Here is a 19,336-nt window from a genome sequence, read left to right as displayed (position 1 = left end):
TTATTGCTTCTTTTCCGCCAGCTTGAGCTCGTAAATCCGCTCTAACGGATCCTGCTTATCGGACGAAACCATCTGCTGCATGGTCAGGCCCTTCTCGTTGTCCACCACAGTGATAACAGCGGTGGTTCCCAACGTGGACCAGCCAACAATGCGATCGCCGGTGTCTTCGACCACCCGTGAGCTGCGCAATTCTGTGAGTAGCTGTGTCGTGGAGGCAGCCTTTGCGTCGCCCTTGAAGAACTGGAATTGGCCAACCTCAGGGCCAGTGCAGGCCGAGGAATCGGGAATGCCGTTGGGAGCACAGCTTTCAAACATCGTGAAGAACTCTTTTGGTGCGAGGGAACCGTACATGTCGGCCACCTTGCGCACCGAAGAGACTTCCTTATTCACGCTGGTCGCGACAGAAGAAGAGGCGCTCGCGGAGGCGGAAGCCGTCAATTCGGTTGACGTTGGCGCAGATGACGCCGACTCGGTTGACTTCGGTGTAACCGGTGACGGCGCAGGGAGAGGTTCAGGTGCAGGAGCAGGCTCCGGCTTAGTGCACGCGGAGATCCCAATGACGACGACCGGGAGGAGCGTTCCCGCCATCCCTTTCTTCCAGCTTCTAAGCACTGCGCACGTGGTCCTTAAATATCGTCCGTTGGGGCTTCCAAGGTGTAGCGTAGCGCCTGAATCACGCCTGGCGCTACGCCGGGGCCACCCCGAAGGTCAATTTTGTCTTCCGCAAATGGCTCTTCAAGCTCCTCTTCGGTAGGGCGAAGTTGCAAGAGAGTCAGCTCTGCTCCGTCGCGAAGCACGCCAGAAAACAGTCGCGCCGGGCGGGCAGGGGCGCCGGCATCGCTAAACATGATCTCCTGCGCCAACACCACCCCCTCAACCTCAGCCGGCCACGCGACGGTGGGGAGGAAGTCCTCGACCGCGCCAGGGATGTCGTCCTGCACCACCAATGCGAGCGGTCCTTCTTCCTCTGGAAGCCCGAGCTTTTCGACGCCCACCAGCGCAAACAGTGTTGGATCTGCGTCCCACCCTTCGGCGTGGATGAAATCAACAGCTTCGAGCATGGCCTTGTTCAGGGCGGCGTTCTGAGTCATGGTGTCTTTCTCTTATCAGGGCGATGCGCCCTTGATCATTAGAATCCGTAGAGTATAGGAGAATACCGGCAAAATAGAAGGAGTTGGAATTGGCGACGCGCCTACAACCCCCAGCTAGACGCTCTCCCAAGGGGCTTAGCATCATTCTTACCGTGCTCACGCTGCTGATCGTGGCAACGCCACCATTGGTGACGTACTTTACGGACTGGATGTGGTTCGGGGAGGTGAATTATCGCGGAGTGTTCACCACCAAGTTGGTGACCCGCATCGTGCTGTTCCTCATCTTCTTTATTTTTGCGGCTGCGATCGTGTGGGCGTCTGGCTTCCTAGCATTCCGAAATCGCCCGGACTCGCTTGATCAATTTGAATTGGACAACCCGATTCACGGCTACCGTCGCATGGTTGAAGCTTCGCTGAAGAAGCTGCTCATCGGCCTGCCAATTCTGGTCGGTGTTCTCGCCGGTATCGCCGGACAGTCGGGATGGCGGACGGTGTCGCTGTTCCTGCACCGCGAGTCGTTCGGTGTGAAGGATCCGGAATTCGGGATGGATCTCGGATTCTATGCCTTCGTGCTGCCGATGCTGCGGATGATCACCGACACCCTCTCGATTCTCCTTGCCGTTGCATTCTTTGTCGCTCTGATCGGCCACTATCTGCTGGGAAGCATCCGTGCAGGTGGGCCGGGGGTTAAGAGCTTTGTATCCAATGCTGCTCGCACGCAGCTCGCTGTGACTGCGGGATTGTGGATGCTCGTGAAGGTAGCTGGGTACTGGTTGGACCGTTTTGACCTGATGGGTAGCCGCCACGAAACCTTCCACGGTGCCTCCTACACCGATTTGAACGCTTACCTGCCTGCGAAGATCCTCCTCATGATCATCGCTGCGGTTGTGGCCGTTGCGTTCTTCTCCGCAGTTGTGCTGAAGGACCTTCGTATCCCGGTGCTGGCTGCAGTCCTCATGCTGCTGTCCTCTATGGTGATCGGCGTGGCATGGCCACTGATGATGGAACAGTTCTCGGTGCGCCCGAACCGCGCGCAGAAGGAAGCGGAATCGATCAGCCGCAATATCGAAATGACCAGGTACGCCTATGGTCTGACCGATGACAAGGTCACCTACGAGCGCAACTGGGGTGCACAGGGTTCTGATGCTGAAAAGGTGGCCGCGGACGAAGCCACTGTGTCTAACATCCGACTCCTGGACCCGGAAGTTCTCTCCGATACCTTCACGCAGCAACAGCAGCTCAAGAACTTCTATGGTTTCCCGGATACCTTGTCGATTGACCGCTACAAGGTTGACGGCGAACTGCGTGACTACGTTGTTGCTGTGCGCGAGCTGGACCCAAATGAGCTGGACGGTAACCAGAAGGACTGGATCAACCGCCACACCGTATACACCCACGGCAACGGTTTCATCGCGGCCCCAGCCAACCAGGTTGACGAGGTTGCCCGCGACGTCGGATCTACCCGAGGTGGCTACCCGCTGTACTCCGTGTCTGACCTACAGACACAGGAACGTGGTGGACAGAACGACATGGGCATCGAGGTGAATCAGCCACGCGTCTACTTCGGCCCAGTGATCTCCAATGTCAGCCCAAACACTGACTACGCCATTGTGGGAACCACCGGTAACCCAGTGGAATACGATGCCGACGGCGTGAACTTCACCTACGACGGCAAGGGTGGCGTTGACGTATCCAACATGTTCAACCGCACCATGTTCGCCCTGCGTTACCAGGAAATGAACCTCCTGCTTTCCGACCGCATCGGCGAAAACTCCAAGATCATCTTCGAGCGTGACCCACGTACGCGAGTGCAAAAGGTGGCACCGTGGCTCACGGCGGACTCGGTCACTTACCCTGCCGTTATCGACGGCCGGATCAAGTGGATCGTGGATGGGTACACCACCCTCAACAACATCCCTTATGCACAGCGAACCTCGCTCACAGAAGCAACCGAGGATGCTCTCAATCCAGATGGCACCCGCCAAAACCTGATCAATGAGCAAACTAGTTACATCCGTAACTCGGTGAAGGCTACTGTCGATGCCTACGACGGCACGGTTGAGCTATACGAGTTCGACACCGAAGACCCGGTTCTGAAGGCGTGGAAGGGCGTTTTCCCGGATACCGTGAAGCCAAAGTCGGCGATCCCGGCAGAGCTCAACGAGCACCTGCGCTACCCAGAAGACATGTTCAAGGTTCAGCGCAAACTGATGGCTAAGTACCACGTGGAAGATCCAGGGGTCTTCTTCACCAACGATGCGTTCTGGTCTGTGCCGGAAGATCCAACGGCGTCGGAAAGCAGGAAGGCGCTTGACCAGCCTCCGTACTACGTCGTGGCTGCGGACCCTGAGACCGGCAAGGCTACCTTCCAGCTGATCACGCCATTCCGTGGCCTCAGCAGGCAGTTCCTGGCGGCGCACATGACCGTCTCTTCGGATCCGGAGAGCTACGGCAAGATCACCGTCCGCGCGCTGCCAACCGACACGCAAACTCAAGGACCTAAGCAAGCACAGGACACGATGATGTCCTCCGACCAAATTGCGCGTGACCGTGCACTCTGGGAACAGACAAACAAGCTGACCAACGGCAACTTGCTCACCCTGCCAGTTGGCGACGGGGAGATCATTTATGTTGAACCGATCTACTCGCAGCGCAAGGATCAGGAATCTGCGTTCCCGAAGTTGCTGCGCGTGCTCGTGTCTTACGACGGAAAGGTCGGCTACGCGCCAACCATTGCAGAAGCTCTGCAGCAGGTAGGCATTGATCCTAGGGCCGCGAGCGACCTTGAGGAAGCGGAAAATATCGAAAAGTCGGAAGAAAAGCCGGAAGAGAATGCCCCGCAACCTGAGGCGCCAAGTGGCCACATTGATGCAGGTGCCGCCACTGATAACCTTCGCAAGGCTCTGGACAAACTCAATGAAGCAAAGTCCAAGTCGCATGAAGAATACGGTAAGGCGCTAGACGAACTAGACCGTGCCGTAGCTGAGGTACAGAAGGCACAGCAACAGTAACCGTAATGCGTGGGCCCCATTCGAGTATGTCCTCTCGGGTGGGGCCTTTGCTAGCTCTCTGACCTGCGGATTGGTCATTGGGGAAGAGTGTATGTATAGTAATCACCTGTCGCCGGAACACAGTGTTAAACATTGGGTTAAGGCGAGGTGAATTATCACCCGTCGCGGGGTGGAGCAGCTCGGTAGCTCGCTGGGCTCATAACCCAGAGGTCGTAGGTTCGAATCCTGCCCCCGCTACTAAGTAAAGTCCCTGACTTGCAATTGCAAGTCAGGGACTTTTTTGTGCTTGTTCTGGCTTCCCGGAGGAATTTGTGGGTGATGGGCACATTGCTCCGGTGGGGCTCTGGGGTAGTTGTTGGTGGCAGGTGGGTGTGGTTTGTTGCCTCCTCTCCCGGGGGACTTTGTGCTGTGGATGTAGATTCCTCCGGGTTTGATCTGCATTTGTGATGGGGGCAGGTGTGTCACTCCGGAGGAATTTGCGAGTGAAGGACAAATTCCTCCGGTGGCGCCCGGGAGCACGTTCTCCACTGTTATGCAGTTGGTGAATATTTTGTGTCCGTTTGGAGACAATCGGACATCTGCCTGTGGCTTTTTAAAGGCGCGGTGATGTGGCGTTGGGCATAGTGGCAAGAGGGCGGAAGGCTGACAAAAAAGTGTCCGGAAACACACAAGGTATTGATTAATAATTCGCACCTGTCAAATCTTTTCTCACTCTATTTTGGAAATGTCCTACTAGCTGGCGAAATGTAATTATGCGCATAAAATTCCAGATTGTTTGAAATAGGGTAACGTTATTAAAGATGTGAAAAAGTACATATTAATTTGATGTGACTACGGCTACGTTGCGACGTACACTGGGATCAGAAAGAGGGTTAGCCTTCTTTGGTCTTAGATCACAGTGATGACCGAAAACCAAAAGTGGTGCAGAGAGTAAAAAGCACCAAGCGAGGCAAACCCTTGAGTACTTGGGAACCTATATGCCTATCTGGAAAGGAGGTCACGCTAAGTGACCACCGCAACACCATCCCTCAAATTTGATGCCTGGAACGGTTTTGAGCCGGGCAACTGGTCGGAAGTCATCGATGTTCGTGACTTCATCCAGCGCAACTACACGCCATATGACGGCGACGCATCCTTCCTCGCAGGTCCAACCGAGAAGACCTTGCGCACCTGGAATCACCTTGACTCCACCTACCTCGCTGTCGAGCGCGAGCGTCGCGTCTACGACGTCGATACGCACACCCCATCTGACATCGACGCTTTCCCAGCTGGTTACATCAGCGAAGATGACGATGTCATCGTTGGTCTGCAGACCGACGTCCCAACCAAGCGTGCAATGATGCCGTTCGGTGGCTGGCGCATGGTTGCTCAGGCAATCCGTGAGGCTGGTAAGGAGCCAGAGCCTGAGGTGGAGAAGATCTTCACCCGCTACCGCAAGACCCACAACGACGGCGTGTTTGATATCTACACCCCACGCATTCGTGCGGCTCGCTCCTCTCACATCATCACTGGTCTGCCAGACGCATACGGCCGTGGCCGCATCATCGGCGACTACCGTCGTGTTGCTCTCTACGGTGTTGACTTCCTCATCGAAGAGAAGATCAAGGCTCGCGACGCTGTTGCTGACCTGCCATTCACTGAGGATTGGGCACGCTACCGCGAAGAGCACTCCGAGCAGATCAAGGCTCTGAAGAAGCTCAAGAAGATGGCTGAGTCCTACGGCTTCGACATCTCCGGCCCTGCGAAGACCGCCAAGGAAGCTGTTCAGTGGACCTACTTCGGCTACCTCGGCTCCATCAAGTCTCAGGACGGCGCCGCAATGTCCATCGGTCGCCTCTCTGCATTCTTCGACTGCTACTTCGAGCGTGACCTCGCTGCCGGCATCATCACCGAAGAAGACGCTCAGGAAATCATCGACGCACTCGTCATGAAGCTGCGCATCGTCCGCTTCCTCCGTACCGAAGACTATGACCAGATCTTCTCCGGCGACCCATACTGGGCAACCTGGTCCGACGCAGGTTTCGGCGAAGACGGCCGCCACCTGGTCACCAAGACGGCATTCCGTCTCCTGCAGACCCTGATCAACCTGGGCCCATCACCAGAGCCAAACATCACCATCTTCTGGGATCCAGCACTCCCAGAGGGCTACAAGAAGTTCTGCGCCCACATCTCTATCGAGACGTCCTCCATCCAGTACGAATCTGACAAGCAGATCCGTAATAAGTGGGGCGACGACGCTGCCATCGCATGTTGTGTTTCGCCAATGCGCGTCGGCAAGCAAATGCAGTTCTTCGGCGCCCGCGTGAACGCCGCAAAGTCCCTGCTCTACGCCATGAACGGTGGCCGTGACGAGGTGACCGGCAAGCAGATCGTCGAAGGCTACGAGCCAATCAAGGGCGACGGTCCACTGGACTTCGATGAGGTCTGGGCAAAGTACGAGGACATGCTCGACTGGGTCATCGGCACCTACGTGGAAGCTCTCAACATCATCCACTACTGCCACGACAAGTACGCATACGAGTCCATCGAGATGGCGCTGCACGATTCCAACATCCTGCGCTCCATGGGCTGTGGCATCGCTGGCCTGTCCATCGTGGCTGACTCCCTGTCCGCCATCAAGTACGCCAAGGTCACCCCAGTTCGTGACGAGACCGGCCTCATCGTCGACTACGTCACCGAAGGCGAATTCCCTGTCTACGGCAACGACGACGACCGTGCCGACGACATCGCCGCAACCGTGGTCCACACCGTGATGGAAAAGATCAAGGCCATCCCGATGTACCGCAACGCGCTGCCAACCCAGTCCGTCCTCACCATCACCTCCAACGTGGTCTACGGCAAGGCAACGGGTTCGTTCCCATCCGGCCACAAGGCAGGCACCCCATTCGCTCCAGGTGCAAACCCAGAGAACGGTGCAGACAACCACGGCATGGTCGCCTCGATGCTGTCCGTCGGCAAGCTCGACTACAACGACGCACTTGACGGCATCTCCCTGACCAACACCATCACCCCATCTGGTCTGGGACGCACTCCAGAAGAGCGCATCACCAACTTGGTCGGCGTCCTCGACGCTGGCTTCATCATGAACCCAGAAACCATCACTGAAGGAGAATAAGCACAATGGCTACCCACACTTTCGACGAGCGCCTCGAAAACATGAAGAAGAACCGCGCCGAGAACAACATGGAGGCAGGTCTCTACCACGCCAACATCAACGTTCTGGACAAGGCAACCCTCGAGGATGCTGTTGAGCACCCAGAGAAGTACCCAAACCTGACCGTTCGTGTCTCCGGATACGCAGTGAACTTCGTCAAGCTCACCAAGGAGCAGCAGCTCGACGTCATCTCCCGTACCTTCCACCAGGGCTCCTAAAGATCCATGGCTGACGGCATCACTGGAGTAGTCACCCTCAAACCCGAGCTGGGGGAGAAGGTGCGTGGCGTCGCTGCCGGTCTCGGCGCCACGACAGGACTCAACGACATCACTAGGCCCGAGCTGTTCGAGGCGCGCCGCAACGGCGACATCGCGCTCGTCCACTCCTGGGAACTTGTGACGGCTGTTGACGGTCCAGGCACCCGCATGACAATGTTCATGTCCGGATGCCCGCTGCGCTGCCAGTACTGTCACAACCCGGACACCATGGAAATGAAGACCGGCACCCTGGAACGCGTTGAAGATGTGGTGAAGCGAATCACTCGCTACAAGTCCATCTTCGCAGCGTCCGGAGGCGGGCTCACCATCTCCGGTGGCGAGCCACTGTTCCAAATTGCCTTCACACGGCGAGTTCTTAAAGCGGTTCACGATGCCGGCATTCACACCGCCATCGACACCTCCGGGTACCTCGGCTCGCGTCTCACCGACGACGACCTCGAGAACATCGACCTCTTTTTGCTTGACGTGAAATCCGGCATCCCGGATACCTACAAATCTGTCACTGGGCGCGAGCTGCAACCGACGATCGACTTCGGGGATCGGCTCGCCACCAAGGGCAAGAAAGTATGGATCCGATTCGTGGTCGTGCCAGGGCTTACCGACGCCCCTGAAAATGTCTCTGCCGTCGTTGACATCGTCTCCAGGTGGAAAGACAACGTGGAAAGGGTAGAAGTCCTGCCATTCCACAACATGGGCGCAGATAAGTGGCACGAGCTCGACTTGCATTACACCCTGGCTGACGTGAAACCACCAAGCCTAGAAAGCATGACAGAAATCAGGGAGAAATTCCGCGCCGCGGGATTTGTCACCTACTAATTGCACAAAGTTTGAAACCCGTAGCTCGGCGCGCGGTGGTCCCAATTGGGTGGGGTTCACGTCGATCTACGGGTTTCACACGTATCGAAATCGGGCTAATCAATCAAAGATTGATTTTCGCCATAGTTTTGTTCTTTTATTCCAAAAATGCTCTTGCTTGCATAGGTAAATTACTGCTAAGGTTAGCCTTACCAAGACCAACATAGGTTGCCCTAAAAGTAAAAGGTAGACGCACATGTTTAAGCGTTCGCAAGGTGCACAGTGCACCCGCAAGGACTGCATCTCAGCAGACCAGGCCCCGGTAGGTTGCCTGGCGAGCTTGCCAGATTGCTGCCTTGAACGAGCGACGTCATGCAACCCAGCGCTGGCAATGCGCTTGCAGGAACTCGGCATTCGTCCGGGAAGCACCCTCAAGTTGGGCCAAAAGGTCTCCGGCGGAGGTCGAATCGTCACTGTAGGTACCGCACGTTACGCGATTGATCGCGACACGCTGCGCCAACTAGACGTTTCGCTGTGAGTCGGGGAGTAGCCAGCGCACCAAGTTGTCACGCAGCGTCATCGACGGTCGTAGCTCCGAAGGGTTCTCCGATCGTCGCGCTCGTTGGTGCGCCAAACTCAGGAAAATCCACCACCTTCAATGCGTTGACTGGCGCAAAGGTCAAGACTGGCAACTGGCCAGGCACCTCCGTCGAAGTCAGCCGCGGCGTATGGCACACCCACTGCGGATGTACCTTCGACCTCATCGATTTCCCAGGAACCTACTCGCTTGACCCGCTCAGCCCGGATGAGGAACTAACTCGGGAGATGCTCATCGAACGTCCCGAGGATGAGCGTCCGGACCTCGCAGTCGTCGTCATTGACGCAACCGCGCCTGCGCGAGGCCTCAACCTGGCCTACCAGATCGCCGAGCATCCCTACCGGGTGGTGCTCGCGGTCACCAAGCTTGATGTGGCGGAAGCACAAGGCACCTACGTTGATATCGCCAAGCTTGCCGAAGTAACTGGCATGCCAGCTGTCCCGTTCAACGGCCGACGCCACGAGGGCATCGACGCCCTTGGCGATGTTGTGCGTGATGAATTGGCCCGCCCAAGGCGTCAAATTCGACAAGATACGGGCGTCGACAAGCGCTTTGCCGACCTTGACGCCGCCACCAAAGCTGCGGTGACTGAGGGCGAACAAGAAAATACGCTGACGCAACGTATTGACGCCTTTGCCCTGCATCCGATCCTTGGGCCCATCCTGTTCCTTGCTGTCATGTGGCTCGTGTTCACCATCACCACCAAGGTGGCGGCGCCACTGCAAGATGGCCTGGAAACGCTCATCACCGGCTGGTTCGGTGGACTTGTGGAAACGGGACTCACCAAGCTGGGGCTCGATCACCCGCTGGTTACAGGGTTGATCGTTGATGGCCTTATCGGTGGTGTCGGCATGGTGCTCACCTTCGCGCCACTGCTTGCGCTGATGTTCCTGTGTCTCGCGGTGCTGGAAGACTCCGGATACATGGCCCGCGCGGCTGTGGTGACCGATCGCGTCATGCGTGCAATCGGTTTGCCGGGTAAAGCATTCATTCCGCTGGTGGTGGGTTTCGGCTGTAATGTGCCGGCGATTTCCGCAACGCGAGTGCTGGGAAGCGCCCGACACCGACTGCTGACCTCGCTGCTCATCCCATTTACCTCATGTTCGGCACGCCTCATCGTATTCCTGATGCTGTCCACGATCTTCTTCCCGGATCACGCCGCCACCGCCGTATTCACGATGTACGTGCTGTCTATCGTGCTGGTTGTTGCGGTCGGCCTGGTGCTGAAGACGACCCTTTGGCGGGCGATCCCGAACGAGGCGCTCGTCATTGATCTTCCTACCTATCAGCTTCCCACCGCGCGGATGGCTGCGTCGGTGACCTGGCTGAGGTTGCAGGGATTCCTCAAGACTGCAGGTGGCATCATCGTCACCACCGTTATCGTGGTGTGGCTGCTCATGTCCATTCCGGTCCAGGGCGACCACGAATTGGCAGACGTGCCACCTCAGGATTCGGCCTACGGGGCAGTCTCGCAGGTCATCGCTCCGGTGTTTGAACCAGCCGGATTCGGTTCTTGGACTCTCACAGGGCCACTGATTACCGGATTCGTGGCGAAGGAAGCCGTCATTTCCACGTGGGCGCAAGTCTATGCCGTCGATGACGTCACCGACGCCGCCCCAGAAGAGCAGGCCGAAAGTGCACTTTCGCAGCACATTCGCCACGACTTCAACGAAGCCTCGGGCGGGCATGCGCTCGCTGCGGTGTGGGCCTTCATGATCTTCATGCTGTCCTACACGCCATGCGTGGCGACGATCGCTGCGCAGCGCCGAGAAATCGGTGCCAAGTGGACCTTCTTTGGCTTTGTTACTCAGTTTGTTGGGGCGTGGATCCTTGCCGTGTTGGCATTCCAGATTTTGAAGGTGTTCCTGTGACCCCAAGCGAACTTGTTCGGGCGGCGATCCTCGACGGCAAAACGTCGGCTGAGGCAATCGCCACGAGCACCGGGTTGGGGAGGGGAACTGTCCAACTGATCTTGGAGCATTTCGAAAGAACTGGCAGCTTGGTGCGGGAAACCATGTCTTCCTGCCCGTCGTCTGGTTGTGGCTCCTGCGGGCAATCTTCGGGCTGCAGCGGAGCTTCGGGCTCCCGTGGGCCGGTGTTGCTAAAACTCACAAAACCGGGCAGATTGTGACCGTTTCTGGTCCGAAAGCCACTAAAACAGACTCGGTATGGCTAAGCTCACTGTGAAGTAGAGCACGTCTTTCGGGTTCATAAATGCAGCTCACACAATGAATTTAAGCGGTTGACCTGCGCTCAGTGGTCTTAGCCCCTGCGACCGGCCGAAAGCTCACCTAACCTTAAGGTCATGAGCCCACGAAAAATTGGTGTTACTGAAGTTGCCCTCCGTGATGCCCACCAGTCCCTGATGGCCACCCGCATGGCCATGGAAGACATGGTTGGGATCTGTGAAGAAATTGACCAGGCTGGTTTCTGGTCCGTCGAGTGCTGGGGCGGTGCCACGTTTGACTCGTGCATCCGCTTCCTCAATGAAGATCCTTGGGAGCGTCTGCGCACCTTCCGCAAGTTGATGCCGAACTCCCGCCTCCAGATGCTGCTGCGTGGCCAGAACCTGCTCGGCTACCGCCACTACGAGGACATGGTCGTCGACAAGTTCGTCGAAAAGTCCGCAGAAAACGGCATGGACGTATTCCGTGTCTTTGACGCCCTCAATGACCCACGCAACCTCGAGCGCGCAATGAACGCTGTGACTAAGGTCGGCAAGCACGCTCAGGGCACTATCTGCTACACCGTCTCCCCACTGCACACCGTTGAAGGCTACATCGAGCAGGCCGGTCGCCTTCTGGACATGGGCGCCGAGTCCATCTGCATCAAGGACATGGCCGCGCTGCTCAAGCCGCAGCCTGCCTACGACATCGTTAAGGGCATCAAGGACAAGTACGGCGAGGACACCCAGATCAACGTCCACTGCCACTCCACCACGGGCGTGACCCTCGTGACCCTGATGAAGGCGATTGAAGCCGGTGCCGATGTCGTCGACACCGCAATTTCCTCTATGTCCCTCGGCCCTGGCCACAACCCAACCGAGTCCCTCGTTGAAATGCTCGAAGGCACCGAGTACGACACTGACCTGGACATGGACAAGCTGATCAAGATCCGCGATCACTTCAAGGCTATCCGCCCGAAGTACAAGGAATTCGAGTCCAAGACCCTGGTCGACACCAACATCTTCCTATCCCAGATTCCAGGTGGCATGCTCTCCAACATGGAGTCTCAGCTGCGCGCCCAGGGTGCTGGCGACCGCATCGACGAAGTGATGCGCGAGGTTCCAGTGGTCCGCAAGGACGCCGGCTACCCACCTCTGGTGACGCCTTCCTCCCAGATCGTTGGCACCCAGGCCGTGTTCAACGTGCTCATGGGTCGCTACAAGGTCATGACCGCGGAGTTCGCTGATCTCATGCTCGGCTACTACGGCGAGTGCATCGGCGAGCGCAACCCTGAGCTGATCAAGCAGGCCGCCGAGCAGACCAAGAAGGAAGCAATCACTTGCCGCCCAGCAGATCGCCTGGAGCCAGAGTGGGACAAGCTGGTTGAGGAAGCAAAGGCCCTCGAAGGCTTCGACGGCACTGACGAAGACGTCCTTACTAACGCACTGTTCCCAGGCGTGGCACCGGGCTTCTTCAAGACCCGCCCAGAGGGCCCGAAGAACGTCGGCAAGACGCAAGAGCAGATTGAAAAGGAAGCCGCAGCTGCTTCCGGCGCTTCCAACGCCGTACGCGAGCCAATCCAGTACAAGGTCACCGTCGGTGGCCGCAGCCAGACCGTCAAGGTCGAGCCAGCCTAAAGGACAAGACATGACGATTCAAGAACCAACCATGCAAGAGCGCCTCGAAAAGCTAGCCGAGGCCAAGCACAAGGTCTCCCTCGGCGGTGGCGAAGCGAAGCTGGAGAAGCAGCACGAGCGCGGCAAGCTCACCGCCCGCGAGCGCATCGACCTGCTTATCGACGAAGACACCTTCCGCGAGACCGGAATGTTCGCCAAGCACCGCACTGTGGAGTTTGGCATGGACAAGGCAGAAGCACCGGCCGACGGTGTTGTCACCGGCGTTGGCGCAGTTTTCGGACGCCCCGTGCACGTCGCTTCCCAGGACTTCACCGTCATGGGTGGCTCCGCTGGTGAGACCCAGTCCAACAAGGTCGCAGCCATGATGGAAGCCTCCGCGACCACCGGCACCCCATTCGTGTTCATCAACGACTCCGGCGGAGCCCGCGTTCAGGAGGGCATTGACTCCCTCTCCGGCTACGGCAAGGTTTTCTACCAAAACGTGCTGCTCTCTGGCCTCGTACCACAGATCTCCATCATCGCTGGCCCTTGTGCTGGCGGTGCAGCGTACTCCCCAGCATTGACTGACTTCATCATCCAGACCCGCAAGGCCAACATGTTCATCACCGGCCCGGGCGTGATCAAGTCTGTCACCGGCGAGGTCGTCACCGCCGAGCAGCTCGGTGGCCCAGACGCTCACATGGCTAAGGCTGGCAACATCCACTTCATCGCAGAGGACGACGAGCAGGCCATCCTGATCGCGCAGAAGCTCTTAAGCTTCCTGCCACAGAACAACACTGAAGAGCCACCAGTGGTGGATCCGGATTACATCGTCGAGCCTGACGAGTCTCTGCGCGACATCGTTCCAGTGGAGGGCAAGAAGGGCTACGACGTCCGTGAGGTCATCACCCGCATCGTCGACCGTGGCGACTTCCTCGAGTCCCAGGCAGGTTTCGCACCGAACATGGTCGTCGGCTTCGGCCGCATCGTCGGCCGCACGGTAGGCATTATCGCCAACCAGCCAAACGTCATGTCCGGCGTCTTGGACATCGACTCCTCCGACAAAGGCTCCCAGTTCATCCGCTTCTGCAACGCCTTCAACATCCCACTGCTCACCTTCGTGGACGTCCCTGGCTTCATGCCGGGCGTTGCTCAGGAGCACGGCGGCATCATCCGCCACGGCGCCAAGATGCTCTACGCTTATTCCTCCGCGACGGTTCCAAAGATCACCGTGGTCATGCGCAAGTCCTACGGCGGCGCACACCTGGCCATGTGCTCCAAGGACCTCGGCGCCGACCGCGTCTTCGCATGGCCAACCGCAGAGATCGCCGTGATGGGTGCCGACGGCGCCGTCAACGTCGTCTTCCGCAAGGAAATCGAGAACGCTGAGGACCCAGAGGCCAAGCGCGCCGAGCTGGTCCAGCTGTACAAGGACACCTTCTCCACGCCATTCATGGCCGCTTCCCGCGGGCTTGTCGACGACATCATCGACCCAGCCGACACCCGAGCAGAAGTTGCCATGGCACTGGAAGTTCTTGCAAACAAGCGCACGACTCGCCCAGCCAAGAAGCACGGCCTCGGACCTGCCTAAAGGATTGCCATGACTAATGAAGAACTCCAGGAGCTCGTAGCTTCGCTAGCCACGCGACTCGACGCCGTCGAGTCCGAGCTTGCTGAGCTGAAGAAGCGCTCCGATCAGGAAATCCCAGAGGACGTCCTCATGGCGATCAGCGCAGCGGTCTCCGCCTACCTGGGCAACCGCGGCAAGATCAAGGCCGTGAAGTTCTCGCGCCACCGCACCTGGGCTGCCCAGGGCCGCCAAGCCGTCCAGACCCGAGCACAGCAACTCTAAGGAAGATCATGAAACTCAAAGTGACCGTCAACGGAGTCGCTTACAGCGTCGACGTCGAGGTAGAAGAAGAGCAGCGCACCCTCGCTCCGATCGTGTTCGGTGGCGTAGGCGCACAACACTCCGAGCCAGCAAACGCCAAGGTCTCCGGCACGTCCCTCAACGCCGTGACCGCGCCACTGGCGGGCTCCGTATTCAAGGTTCTCGTTGAAGAAGGCGACGCCATCGAAGCCGGACAGGTCGTTCTCGTCCTCGAAGCCATGAAGATGGAAACCGAAATCACCGCGCCAAACGCGGGCACCGTGACCGCAATTCACGTGCAGCCTGGCGATCCTGTCCAGGGGGGCCAGCCACTTCTCGAAATCCAGTAGAAATCTTTCCCCCATTTGGACTGCTTGCCTGGTGTTTTCCCAGGTGGGATTGTCTGAATGGGGGATCTTTTTGTCCAGAAGGGAAATCTTTCCCCCATTTGGGCAGATTATCCTGGGCTTTTCCGGAAAATCTGGTCCAAATACGGGATGTTTTTCCACGAACGGGGGTAACTGGCCCCGCAGGGCATCGAACCATGACAGGATTGCTGGAAGCGTCGCATCATCAAATCACACCTGTCACATCTGTAACAGATCTTGTAGGGTGGTGCAGGTAGTAATTGTCCATTGGGAAAGTTCGTGAGTTATGACTTCGAAGCGTTCTGTTCGTGCACTTGTAGGTTCGTCTCTTGCAGCGGTTACGCTGCTGTTAGGTGCAGGCCAGGCTCAAGCGTATGAAGCAGCTCCAGCGACGTTTGAAGGCCTGGTTGATGGCCCTAATTACCACTGGCGTACCGACCCGCAAGCTCAAGTGATGGCCCAGCATCTCGGTCCAGTGCTGCACCGAGTTCCTGGTAGCTGGTTCAATGCTCCAGATATTCCTAACGAGTCTCGTGCTCACGAGGGGGCGGGGCAGGCCCTCTTTGGTCCAGGTACCCCGATTTTTATCGGCGGGGACAAGATGTGCACCCTTGCGGTTTCGGGTTTTGATCAGCAGGGAAACAAGGTTGGTATCACTGCGGGACACTGTGGTTCGGTGGGCGCGCCGGTGTTTTCCGCTGATGCTCGGAATGCTGGAGTGGCAGGCCACATTGTGCAGGTTGTTCCTGAAAAGGACTTTGCGCTGATTCAGTTCAATGAAAAGGCCCAGGTGACCCGTTCGTATGGTGGCGTGACCATCAATGCCATCGGCGGGCAGGCTGCTCCGATGCAGAATCTGTGCAAGAAAGGTGTTGCCACGGGCTTTACGTGTGGTCCAGCGTGGGATGCGTACAACTCCCAGGTGTGCGCAATGCAGGGTGATTCTGGCGCACCGATGATGCTTGGCGATCGTTTGATCGGAGTCGTTTCCGGTGGCAACCCTGTCGTTCCTGCCGGTGCATGCACGACCCCTTGGCAGGGGCCGTTGCATATGCCAACTCTGTCCACCCCGATTGATGTCATTCTCGCGCACCTGAATGCGCAGGGTGGAACCGGAGCTGGGTTCTACCTAGCGTAGGTAGTTGCGGGTGGCGTCGTGAAGCAGCCCGTTGGTGGCAATCGCGTCGCCGCCGTGCGGTCCATCCTCGCCGGCGAGCGAGGTGAAGCGGCCACCGGCTTCGGTGACCAGCACGGATAGGGGAGCGAGGTCCCAGAGCGAGACCTCCGGTTCGGCCGCGATGTCGACGGCGCCTTCGGCTACGAGGCAGTAGGAGAAGAAGTCGCCGAAGCCACGGAGTCGCCAGGTGTCGTCGGCGAGTTTGATGAAGCCTTCGCGCAGGTCTCGATCGCGCCAGCCGTCCAGGGAAGAGAAGGAGACGGAAGCGTCAGCGATCTCGGAGACCGCAGAAACAGCGAGTTTCTTGGGGGAGCCACCGTTAAAGCTCCGCCATGCGCCGGAGCCTTCGGATGCCCACCATCGGCGCGCAAGGGCCGGTGCGGAGATGACGCCGACGACGGGTTGGCCGTCGACAAGCAAGGCGATCAGGGTGGCGAACACGGGGACGCCGCGCACGAAGTTCTTGGTGCCGTCGATGGGGTCGATCACCCATTGGCGCCCCTCAAGCACCGCGTTCCCGCCGAATTCTTCGCCGAGAATCGCATCGGTTGGGCGGTCGGTGGCGAGCCGCTCGCGGAGAGCTTCCTCTACAGCCAGGTCCGCGTCGGACACGGGGGTCAGGTCCGGCTTGGAATTAACCTGCAGGTCAGAGGCCTCGAAACGCTCGAGGGTGATCTTGTCAGCAATGTTTGCCAGTTCTAGCGCAAGGGCGAGGTCTTCTGCATACATGCATCCAGCTTAGAACAGGGCAAGGGCCTCATTCACGGCTTTTTCATTACCGGCCAGGCACCACGTGACTCCGCCAGCATCAAATTTGACGGCCTTACCGCCAGCGCCTTCCACGAGCGCACGACCTGGCAGCCAGTCCCAACTGTGCACAGTGTGCTGCAACCACAAGCCCAAAGAACCATCGGCCACGCTACCCAAATCCACCGACCCGGCACCGAGCATGCGCAGCGCAGCGACCTTTTCGGCAATCGTCTGCCACGCCGCCCGAACAGGCTCCTGAACGAGGTAAGTGGGGTGCAGGTACGTGCCGAGTCCCACCTCAGCTAGCGCTTTCTCGCCTAGCTTCTCGACGGCCTTGCCATCCCTCGTGGTCGCAATGTTTGGACCCCCAAACCAGGTGTACCCCATGGCTGGTCGGTGCACCGCCCCGAAATGGAGCTCAGATGGGTTTTCAGGATCGCCAGTAACGAGCGCAAGTGCGGAGCACCAGTAGTCAGAGCCCTGGGAGAAGTTGTAGGTGCCGTCCACCGGATCGATGACCCAGGTGCGACCGGAGGTGCCGGGGCGGGACGCTCCCTCTTCGCCGAGGATGCCATCTTCCGGGCGCAATGCCTCGAGAGCGCCGGAGACGAAACGTTCGGCAGCCTTGTCAGCCTCCGTCACAACATCGGACACGCTGGTCTTTTGTTCGGTGGTCACGCCGGTTTCGCGCATACGCCACGCGAGGCGGCCAGCATTGAAGACGAGGGCCTGGGCGAGATGTTCGTCGGAATCCTGATCGTGAGCGATGACGAAAGTCTTGGTCAGTGCGTCGATCATGTCATTGAGATTCTGTGGGACAGTCATGGCATTCATTCTATGATGGGGGCGGAGGAACCATGATCTTTCCAGCTGCGTTGTTAACTGTCGGCGTCACGGCTGCCGTTGTCATGCTGCAAAACAGTGAGAAGTCGCCTCCGAGCGCGAAGCGGAATCTGTTGCTGATCTGTTGTGCGCTGCTCACAGGGGTGGCGGCGGCTGGCCTCGCGATTGCCTTTGATATGTCAGGAAGGTGGGGGAACTGGGAAGACAACATGCCCTGGATGCTTGGGATAGGCAGCTTCGCGTTACTTATGTGGGCGCTCAAGGGGCGTGGCAGTGAAATCATTATCTTGTGGTGGGCGGAATCCCTGAGCTTCCTCACTACCTATGGCACGTGGGAAAATGGGCCCGGAGATAAAGGAATGGGGGCGCTCCTCACAGTCATAATGTCTTTCGGCGCCACTGCTTTTATGGTGGTCCTGATCGGGGTGATCGTGGTCGACCACTTTGCTTCCAAGTAATATAGGTGCCTATGCGCCCGGAGATTTCTGCAGAACTTGACCAGCTTGAAGCGACCCTCACCAGTATTGAAAAGGTGATGGATCCAGCGGAAATGTCTGACAGGGTGCGCGAGCTCGAACAAAAGGCCTCCGACCCTTCACTGTGGGACGACCCGGACGTCGCCCAGCAGGTCACCTCCTCGCTGTCATCAGTGCAGGCGTCCCTGCGCAAGCTGAAGTCCCTGCGTCAGCGCCTGGAAGACATGCCTGTGATGTACGAGCTTGCCGAAGAAGAGGGCGAGGGCACCGAGCTTGCCGACGAAGAGTTGGCCTCCTTGCGCGATGACATCGCTGCTCTCGAAGTGAAAACCATGCTTTCCGGCGAGTACGACGCCCGCGAAGCTGTGATCAACATCCGTTCCGGCGCTGGTGGCGTGGATGCTGCAGACTGGGCAGAAATGTTGATGCGCATGTACGTGCGTTGGGCCGAGAAGAACGACCATAAGGTCGACATTTACGACATCTCCTATGCAGAAGAAGCCGGTATCAAGTCTGCGACCTTCGTGGTTCACGGTGAGTACATGTACGGCACGCTTTCCGTGGAGCAAGGCGCGCACCGCCTCGTCCGAATTTCTCCTTTTGATAATCAGGGCCGCCGTCAGACCTCCTTTGCTGAGGTCGAGGTGCTGCCGGTGGTGGAACAGACGGACTCCATCGACGTGCCTGATTCCGACATCCGTGTGGACGTCTACCGTTCTTCCGGTCCAGGTGGCCAGTCGGTGAACACCACGGACTCCGCAGTACGCATCACCCACATCCCAACTGGAATCGTGGTCACCTGTCAGAACGAGAAGTCGCAGATTCAGAACAAGGCGTCGGCAATGCGCGTGCTGCAGGCAAAGCTCCTGGAACGCAAGCGTCAGGAAGAGCGCGCTGAGATGGATGCTTTGGGTGCTGGTGGCAACGCATCCTGGGGCAACCAGATGCGATCCTACGTGCTGCACCCATACCAAATGGTGAAGGACCTTCGGATGGGGTACGAGGTCAACGACCCATCGAAGGTACTTGATGGCGACATCGACGGTTTCCTCGAGGCGGGAATCCGGTGGCGGATGTCTGAACAGTAGGCCGTTGTAGCGCTGCTGTGGTGTTTGCGTCGAGTCCGCGCTAAAGACCCCGCTTT

The 19,336-nt window shown here is 58.2% G+C and carries 17 protein-coding genes and 1 tRNA gene; 14 read left to right on the top strand and 4 right to left on the bottom strand.

What is annotated here, in order from left to right; all coding sequences use genetic code 11:
• Together WG939_RS03685 and WG939_RS03680 are read right to left on the bottom strand one after the other, a co-directional pair.
• A complete protein-coding gene (locus WG939_RS03685; protein WP_339982725.1) occupies window positions 1-588 on the bottom strand; it encodes a hypothetical protein in 588 nt (195 codons plus the stop codon).
• A gap of 38 nt (window positions 589-626) precedes the next feature.
• On the bottom strand, window positions 627-1,091 hold the full coding sequence (locus WG939_RS03680; protein ID WP_339982723.1) for a PPA1309 family protein: 465 nt from the start codon (window positions 1,089-1,091) through the stop codon (window positions 627-629).
• Between the two features lie 89 nt (window positions 1,092-1,180).
• Between WG939_RS03680 and WG939_RS03675 the strand changes: the two genes are divergently transcribed.
• From WG939_RS03675 to WG939_RS03620, 12 genes are all read left to right on the top strand, one after another.
• On the top strand, window positions 1,181-4,102 hold the full coding sequence (locus WG939_RS03675) for a UPF0182 family protein (RefSeq protein WP_339982720.1): 2,922 nt from the start codon (window positions 1,181-1,183) through the stop codon (window positions 4,100-4,102).
• A gap of 163 nt (window positions 4,103-4,265) precedes the next feature.
• Window positions 4,266-4,339: transfer RNA gene (locus WG939_RS03670), tRNA-Met, on the top strand.
• A gap of 769 nt (window positions 4,340-5,108) precedes the next feature.
• Window positions 5,109-7,217 (top strand): pyruvate formate lyase family protein, encoded by a 2,109-nt coding sequence (locus WG939_RS03665; protein ID WP_339982718.1) that lies wholly within the window; start codon window positions 5,109-5,111, stop codon window positions 7,215-7,217.
• 5 nt (window positions 7,218-7,222) lie between these two features.
• On the top strand, window positions 7,223-7,474 hold the full coding sequence (gene grcA2, locus WG939_RS03660) for an autonomous glycyl radical cofactor GrcA2 (protein ID WP_339982716.1): 252 nt from the start codon (window positions 7,223-7,225) through the stop codon (window positions 7,472-7,474).
• A 6-nt stretch (window positions 7,475-7,480) separates the two neighbouring features.
• Window positions 7,481-8,350, top strand: coding sequence for a pyruvate formate-lyase-activating protein (pflA, locus tag WG939_RS03655; protein ID WP_339982714.1), 870 nt, complete (start codon window positions 7,481-7,483; stop codon window positions 8,348-8,350).
• 235 nt (window positions 8,351-8,585) lie between these two features.
• Window positions 8,586-8,867, top strand: a complete 282-nt coding sequence (locus WG939_RS03650) for a FeoA family protein (protein WP_339982712.1) — start codon at window positions 8,586-8,588, stop codon at window positions 8,865-8,867.
• Window positions 8,864-10,798 carry a ferrous iron transport protein B gene (gene feoB / locus WG939_RS03645; RefSeq protein ID WP_339982710.1) on the top strand — a complete coding sequence of 645 codons (1,935 nt, stop codon included), beginning with the start codon at window positions 8,864-8,866 and terminating at the stop codon, window positions 10,796-10,798. Before WG939_RS03650 ends, feoB begins: the two co-directional genes overlap by 4 nt.
• 434 nt (window positions 10,799-11,232) lie before the next feature.
• Window positions 11,233-12,729 carry a methylmalonyl-CoA carboxytransferase subunit 5S gene (locus tag WG939_RS03640; RefSeq protein WP_339982708.1) on the top strand — a complete coding sequence of 499 codons (1,497 nt, stop codon included), beginning with the start codon at window positions 11,233-11,235 and terminating at the stop codon, window positions 12,727-12,729.
• 10 nt (window positions 12,730-12,739) lie between these two features.
• A complete protein-coding gene (locus WG939_RS03635) occupies window positions 12,740-14,299 on the top strand; it encodes an acyl-CoA carboxylase subunit beta (RefSeq protein WP_339982706.1) in 1,560 nt (519 codons plus the stop codon).
• A 9-nt stretch (window positions 14,300-14,308) separates the two neighbouring features.
• The gene (locus tag WG939_RS03630) at window positions 14,309-14,560 is read left to right on the top strand and encodes a hypothetical protein (RefSeq protein WP_339982704.1); all 252 of its coding nucleotides are present in this window, start codon (window positions 14,309-14,311) and stop codon (window positions 14,558-14,560) included.
• A gap of 8 nt (window positions 14,561-14,568) precedes the next feature.
• Window positions 14,569-14,928 (top strand): biotin/lipoyl-containing protein, encoded by a 360-nt coding sequence (locus tag WG939_RS03625; protein ID WP_339982702.1) that lies wholly within the window; start codon window positions 14,569-14,571, stop codon window positions 14,926-14,928.
• 304 nt (window positions 14,929-15,232) lie between these two features.
• On the top strand, window positions 15,233-16,084 hold the full coding sequence (locus tag WG939_RS03620; protein ID WP_339982700.1) for a S1 family peptidase: 852 nt from the start codon (window positions 15,233-15,235) through the stop codon (window positions 16,082-16,084).
• Here WG939_RS03620 and hisN read toward each other — a convergent pair.
• Both hisN and WG939_RS03610 read right to left on the bottom strand, forming a co-directional pair.
• A complete protein-coding gene (gene hisN / locus WG939_RS03615) occupies window positions 16,076-16,852 on the bottom strand; it encodes a histidinol-phosphatase (protein WP_339982698.1) in 777 nt (258 codons plus the stop codon). The two genes, WG939_RS03620 and hisN, sit on opposite strands and share 9 nt — an antisense overlap.
• A gap of 9 nt (window positions 16,853-16,861) precedes the next feature.
• The gene (locus WG939_RS03610; RefSeq protein ID WP_445227868.1) at window positions 16,862-17,707 is read right to left on the bottom strand and encodes an inositol monophosphatase family protein; all 846 of its coding nucleotides are present in this window, start codon (window positions 17,705-17,707) and stop codon (window positions 16,862-16,864) included.
• 23 nt (window positions 17,708-17,730) lie between these two features.
• On the opposite strand from WG939_RS03610, the gene WG939_RS03605 reads away from it, so the two are divergent.
• Complete coding sequence (locus WG939_RS03605) at window positions 17,731-18,174, top strand: hypothetical protein (protein ID WP_339982694.1); 444 nt, start codon at window positions 17,731-17,733, stop codon at window positions 18,172-18,174.
• 11 nt (window positions 18,175-18,185) lie between these two features.
• Entirely contained in the window at window positions 18,186-19,280 is a 1,095-nt protein-coding gene (gene prfB, locus WG939_RS03600; RefSeq protein WP_339982692.1) for a peptide chain release factor 2, read from the top strand.
• Window positions 19,281-19,336 lie beyond the last annotated feature (56 nt).

The sequence above is a fragment of the Corynebacterium sp. H130 genome (assembly GCF_037572395.1).
In the GTDB taxonomy this organism is placed as follows: Bacteria; Actinomycetota; Actinomycetes; order Mycobacteriales; family Mycobacteriaceae; genus Corynebacterium.
This window is presented reverse-complemented; position numbering and strand designations above follow the sequence as displayed.

Excerpts from the sequence above, each read along its gene's own strand:
- WG939_RS03685 (WP_339982725.1), bottom strand. The coding sequence starts at position 588 with ATGGCGGGAACGCTCCTCCCGGTCGTCGTCATTGGGATCTCCGCGTGC.
- WG939_RS03680 (WP_339982723.1), bottom strand. The coding sequence starts at position 1,091 with ATGACTCAGAACGCCGCCCTGAACAAGGCCATGCTCGAAGCTGTTGAT.
- grcA2 (WP_339982716.1), top strand. The coding sequence starts at position 7,223 with ATGGCTACCCACACTTTCGACGAGCGCCTCGAAAACATGAAGAAGAAC.
- pflA (WP_339982714.1), top strand. The coding sequence starts at position 7,481 with ATGGCTGACGGCATCACTGGAGTAGTCACCCTCAAACCCGAGCTGGGG.
- WG939_RS03650 (WP_339982712.1), top strand. The coding sequence starts at position 8,586 with ATGTTTAAGCGTTCGCAAGGTGCACAGTGCACCCGCAAGGACTGCATC.
- WG939_RS03640 (WP_339982708.1), top strand. The coding sequence starts at position 11,233 with ATGAGCCCACGAAAAATTGGTGTTACTGAAGTTGCCCTCCGTGATGCC.
- WG939_RS03635 (WP_339982706.1), top strand. The coding sequence starts at position 12,740 with ATGACGATTCAAGAACCAACCATGCAAGAGCGCCTCGAAAAGCTAGCC.
- WG939_RS03630 (WP_339982704.1), top strand. The coding sequence starts at position 14,309 with ATGACTAATGAAGAACTCCAGGAGCTCGTAGCTTCGCTAGCCACGCGA.
- WG939_RS03625 (WP_339982702.1), top strand. The coding sequence starts at position 14,569 with ATGAAACTCAAAGTGACCGTCAACGGAGTCGCTTACAGCGTCGACGTC.
- WG939_RS03620 (WP_339982700.1), top strand. The coding sequence starts at position 15,233 with ATGACTTCGAAGCGTTCTGTTCGTGCACTTGTAGGTTCGTCTCTTGCA.
- hisN (WP_339982698.1), bottom strand. The coding sequence starts at position 16,852 with ATGTATGCAGAAGACCTCGCCCTTGCGCTAGAACTGGCAAACATTGCT.
- WG939_RS03610 (WP_445227868.1), bottom strand. The coding sequence starts at position 17,707 with ATGAATGCCATGACTGTCCCACAGAATCTCAATGACATGATCGACGCA.
- WG939_RS03605 (WP_339982694.1), top strand. The coding sequence starts at position 17,731 with ATGATCTTTCCAGCTGCGTTGTTAACTGTCGGCGTCACGGCTGCCGTT.
- prfB (WP_339982692.1), top strand. The coding sequence starts at position 18,186 with ATGCGCCCGGAGATTTCTGCAGAACTTGACCAGCTTGAAGCGACCCTC.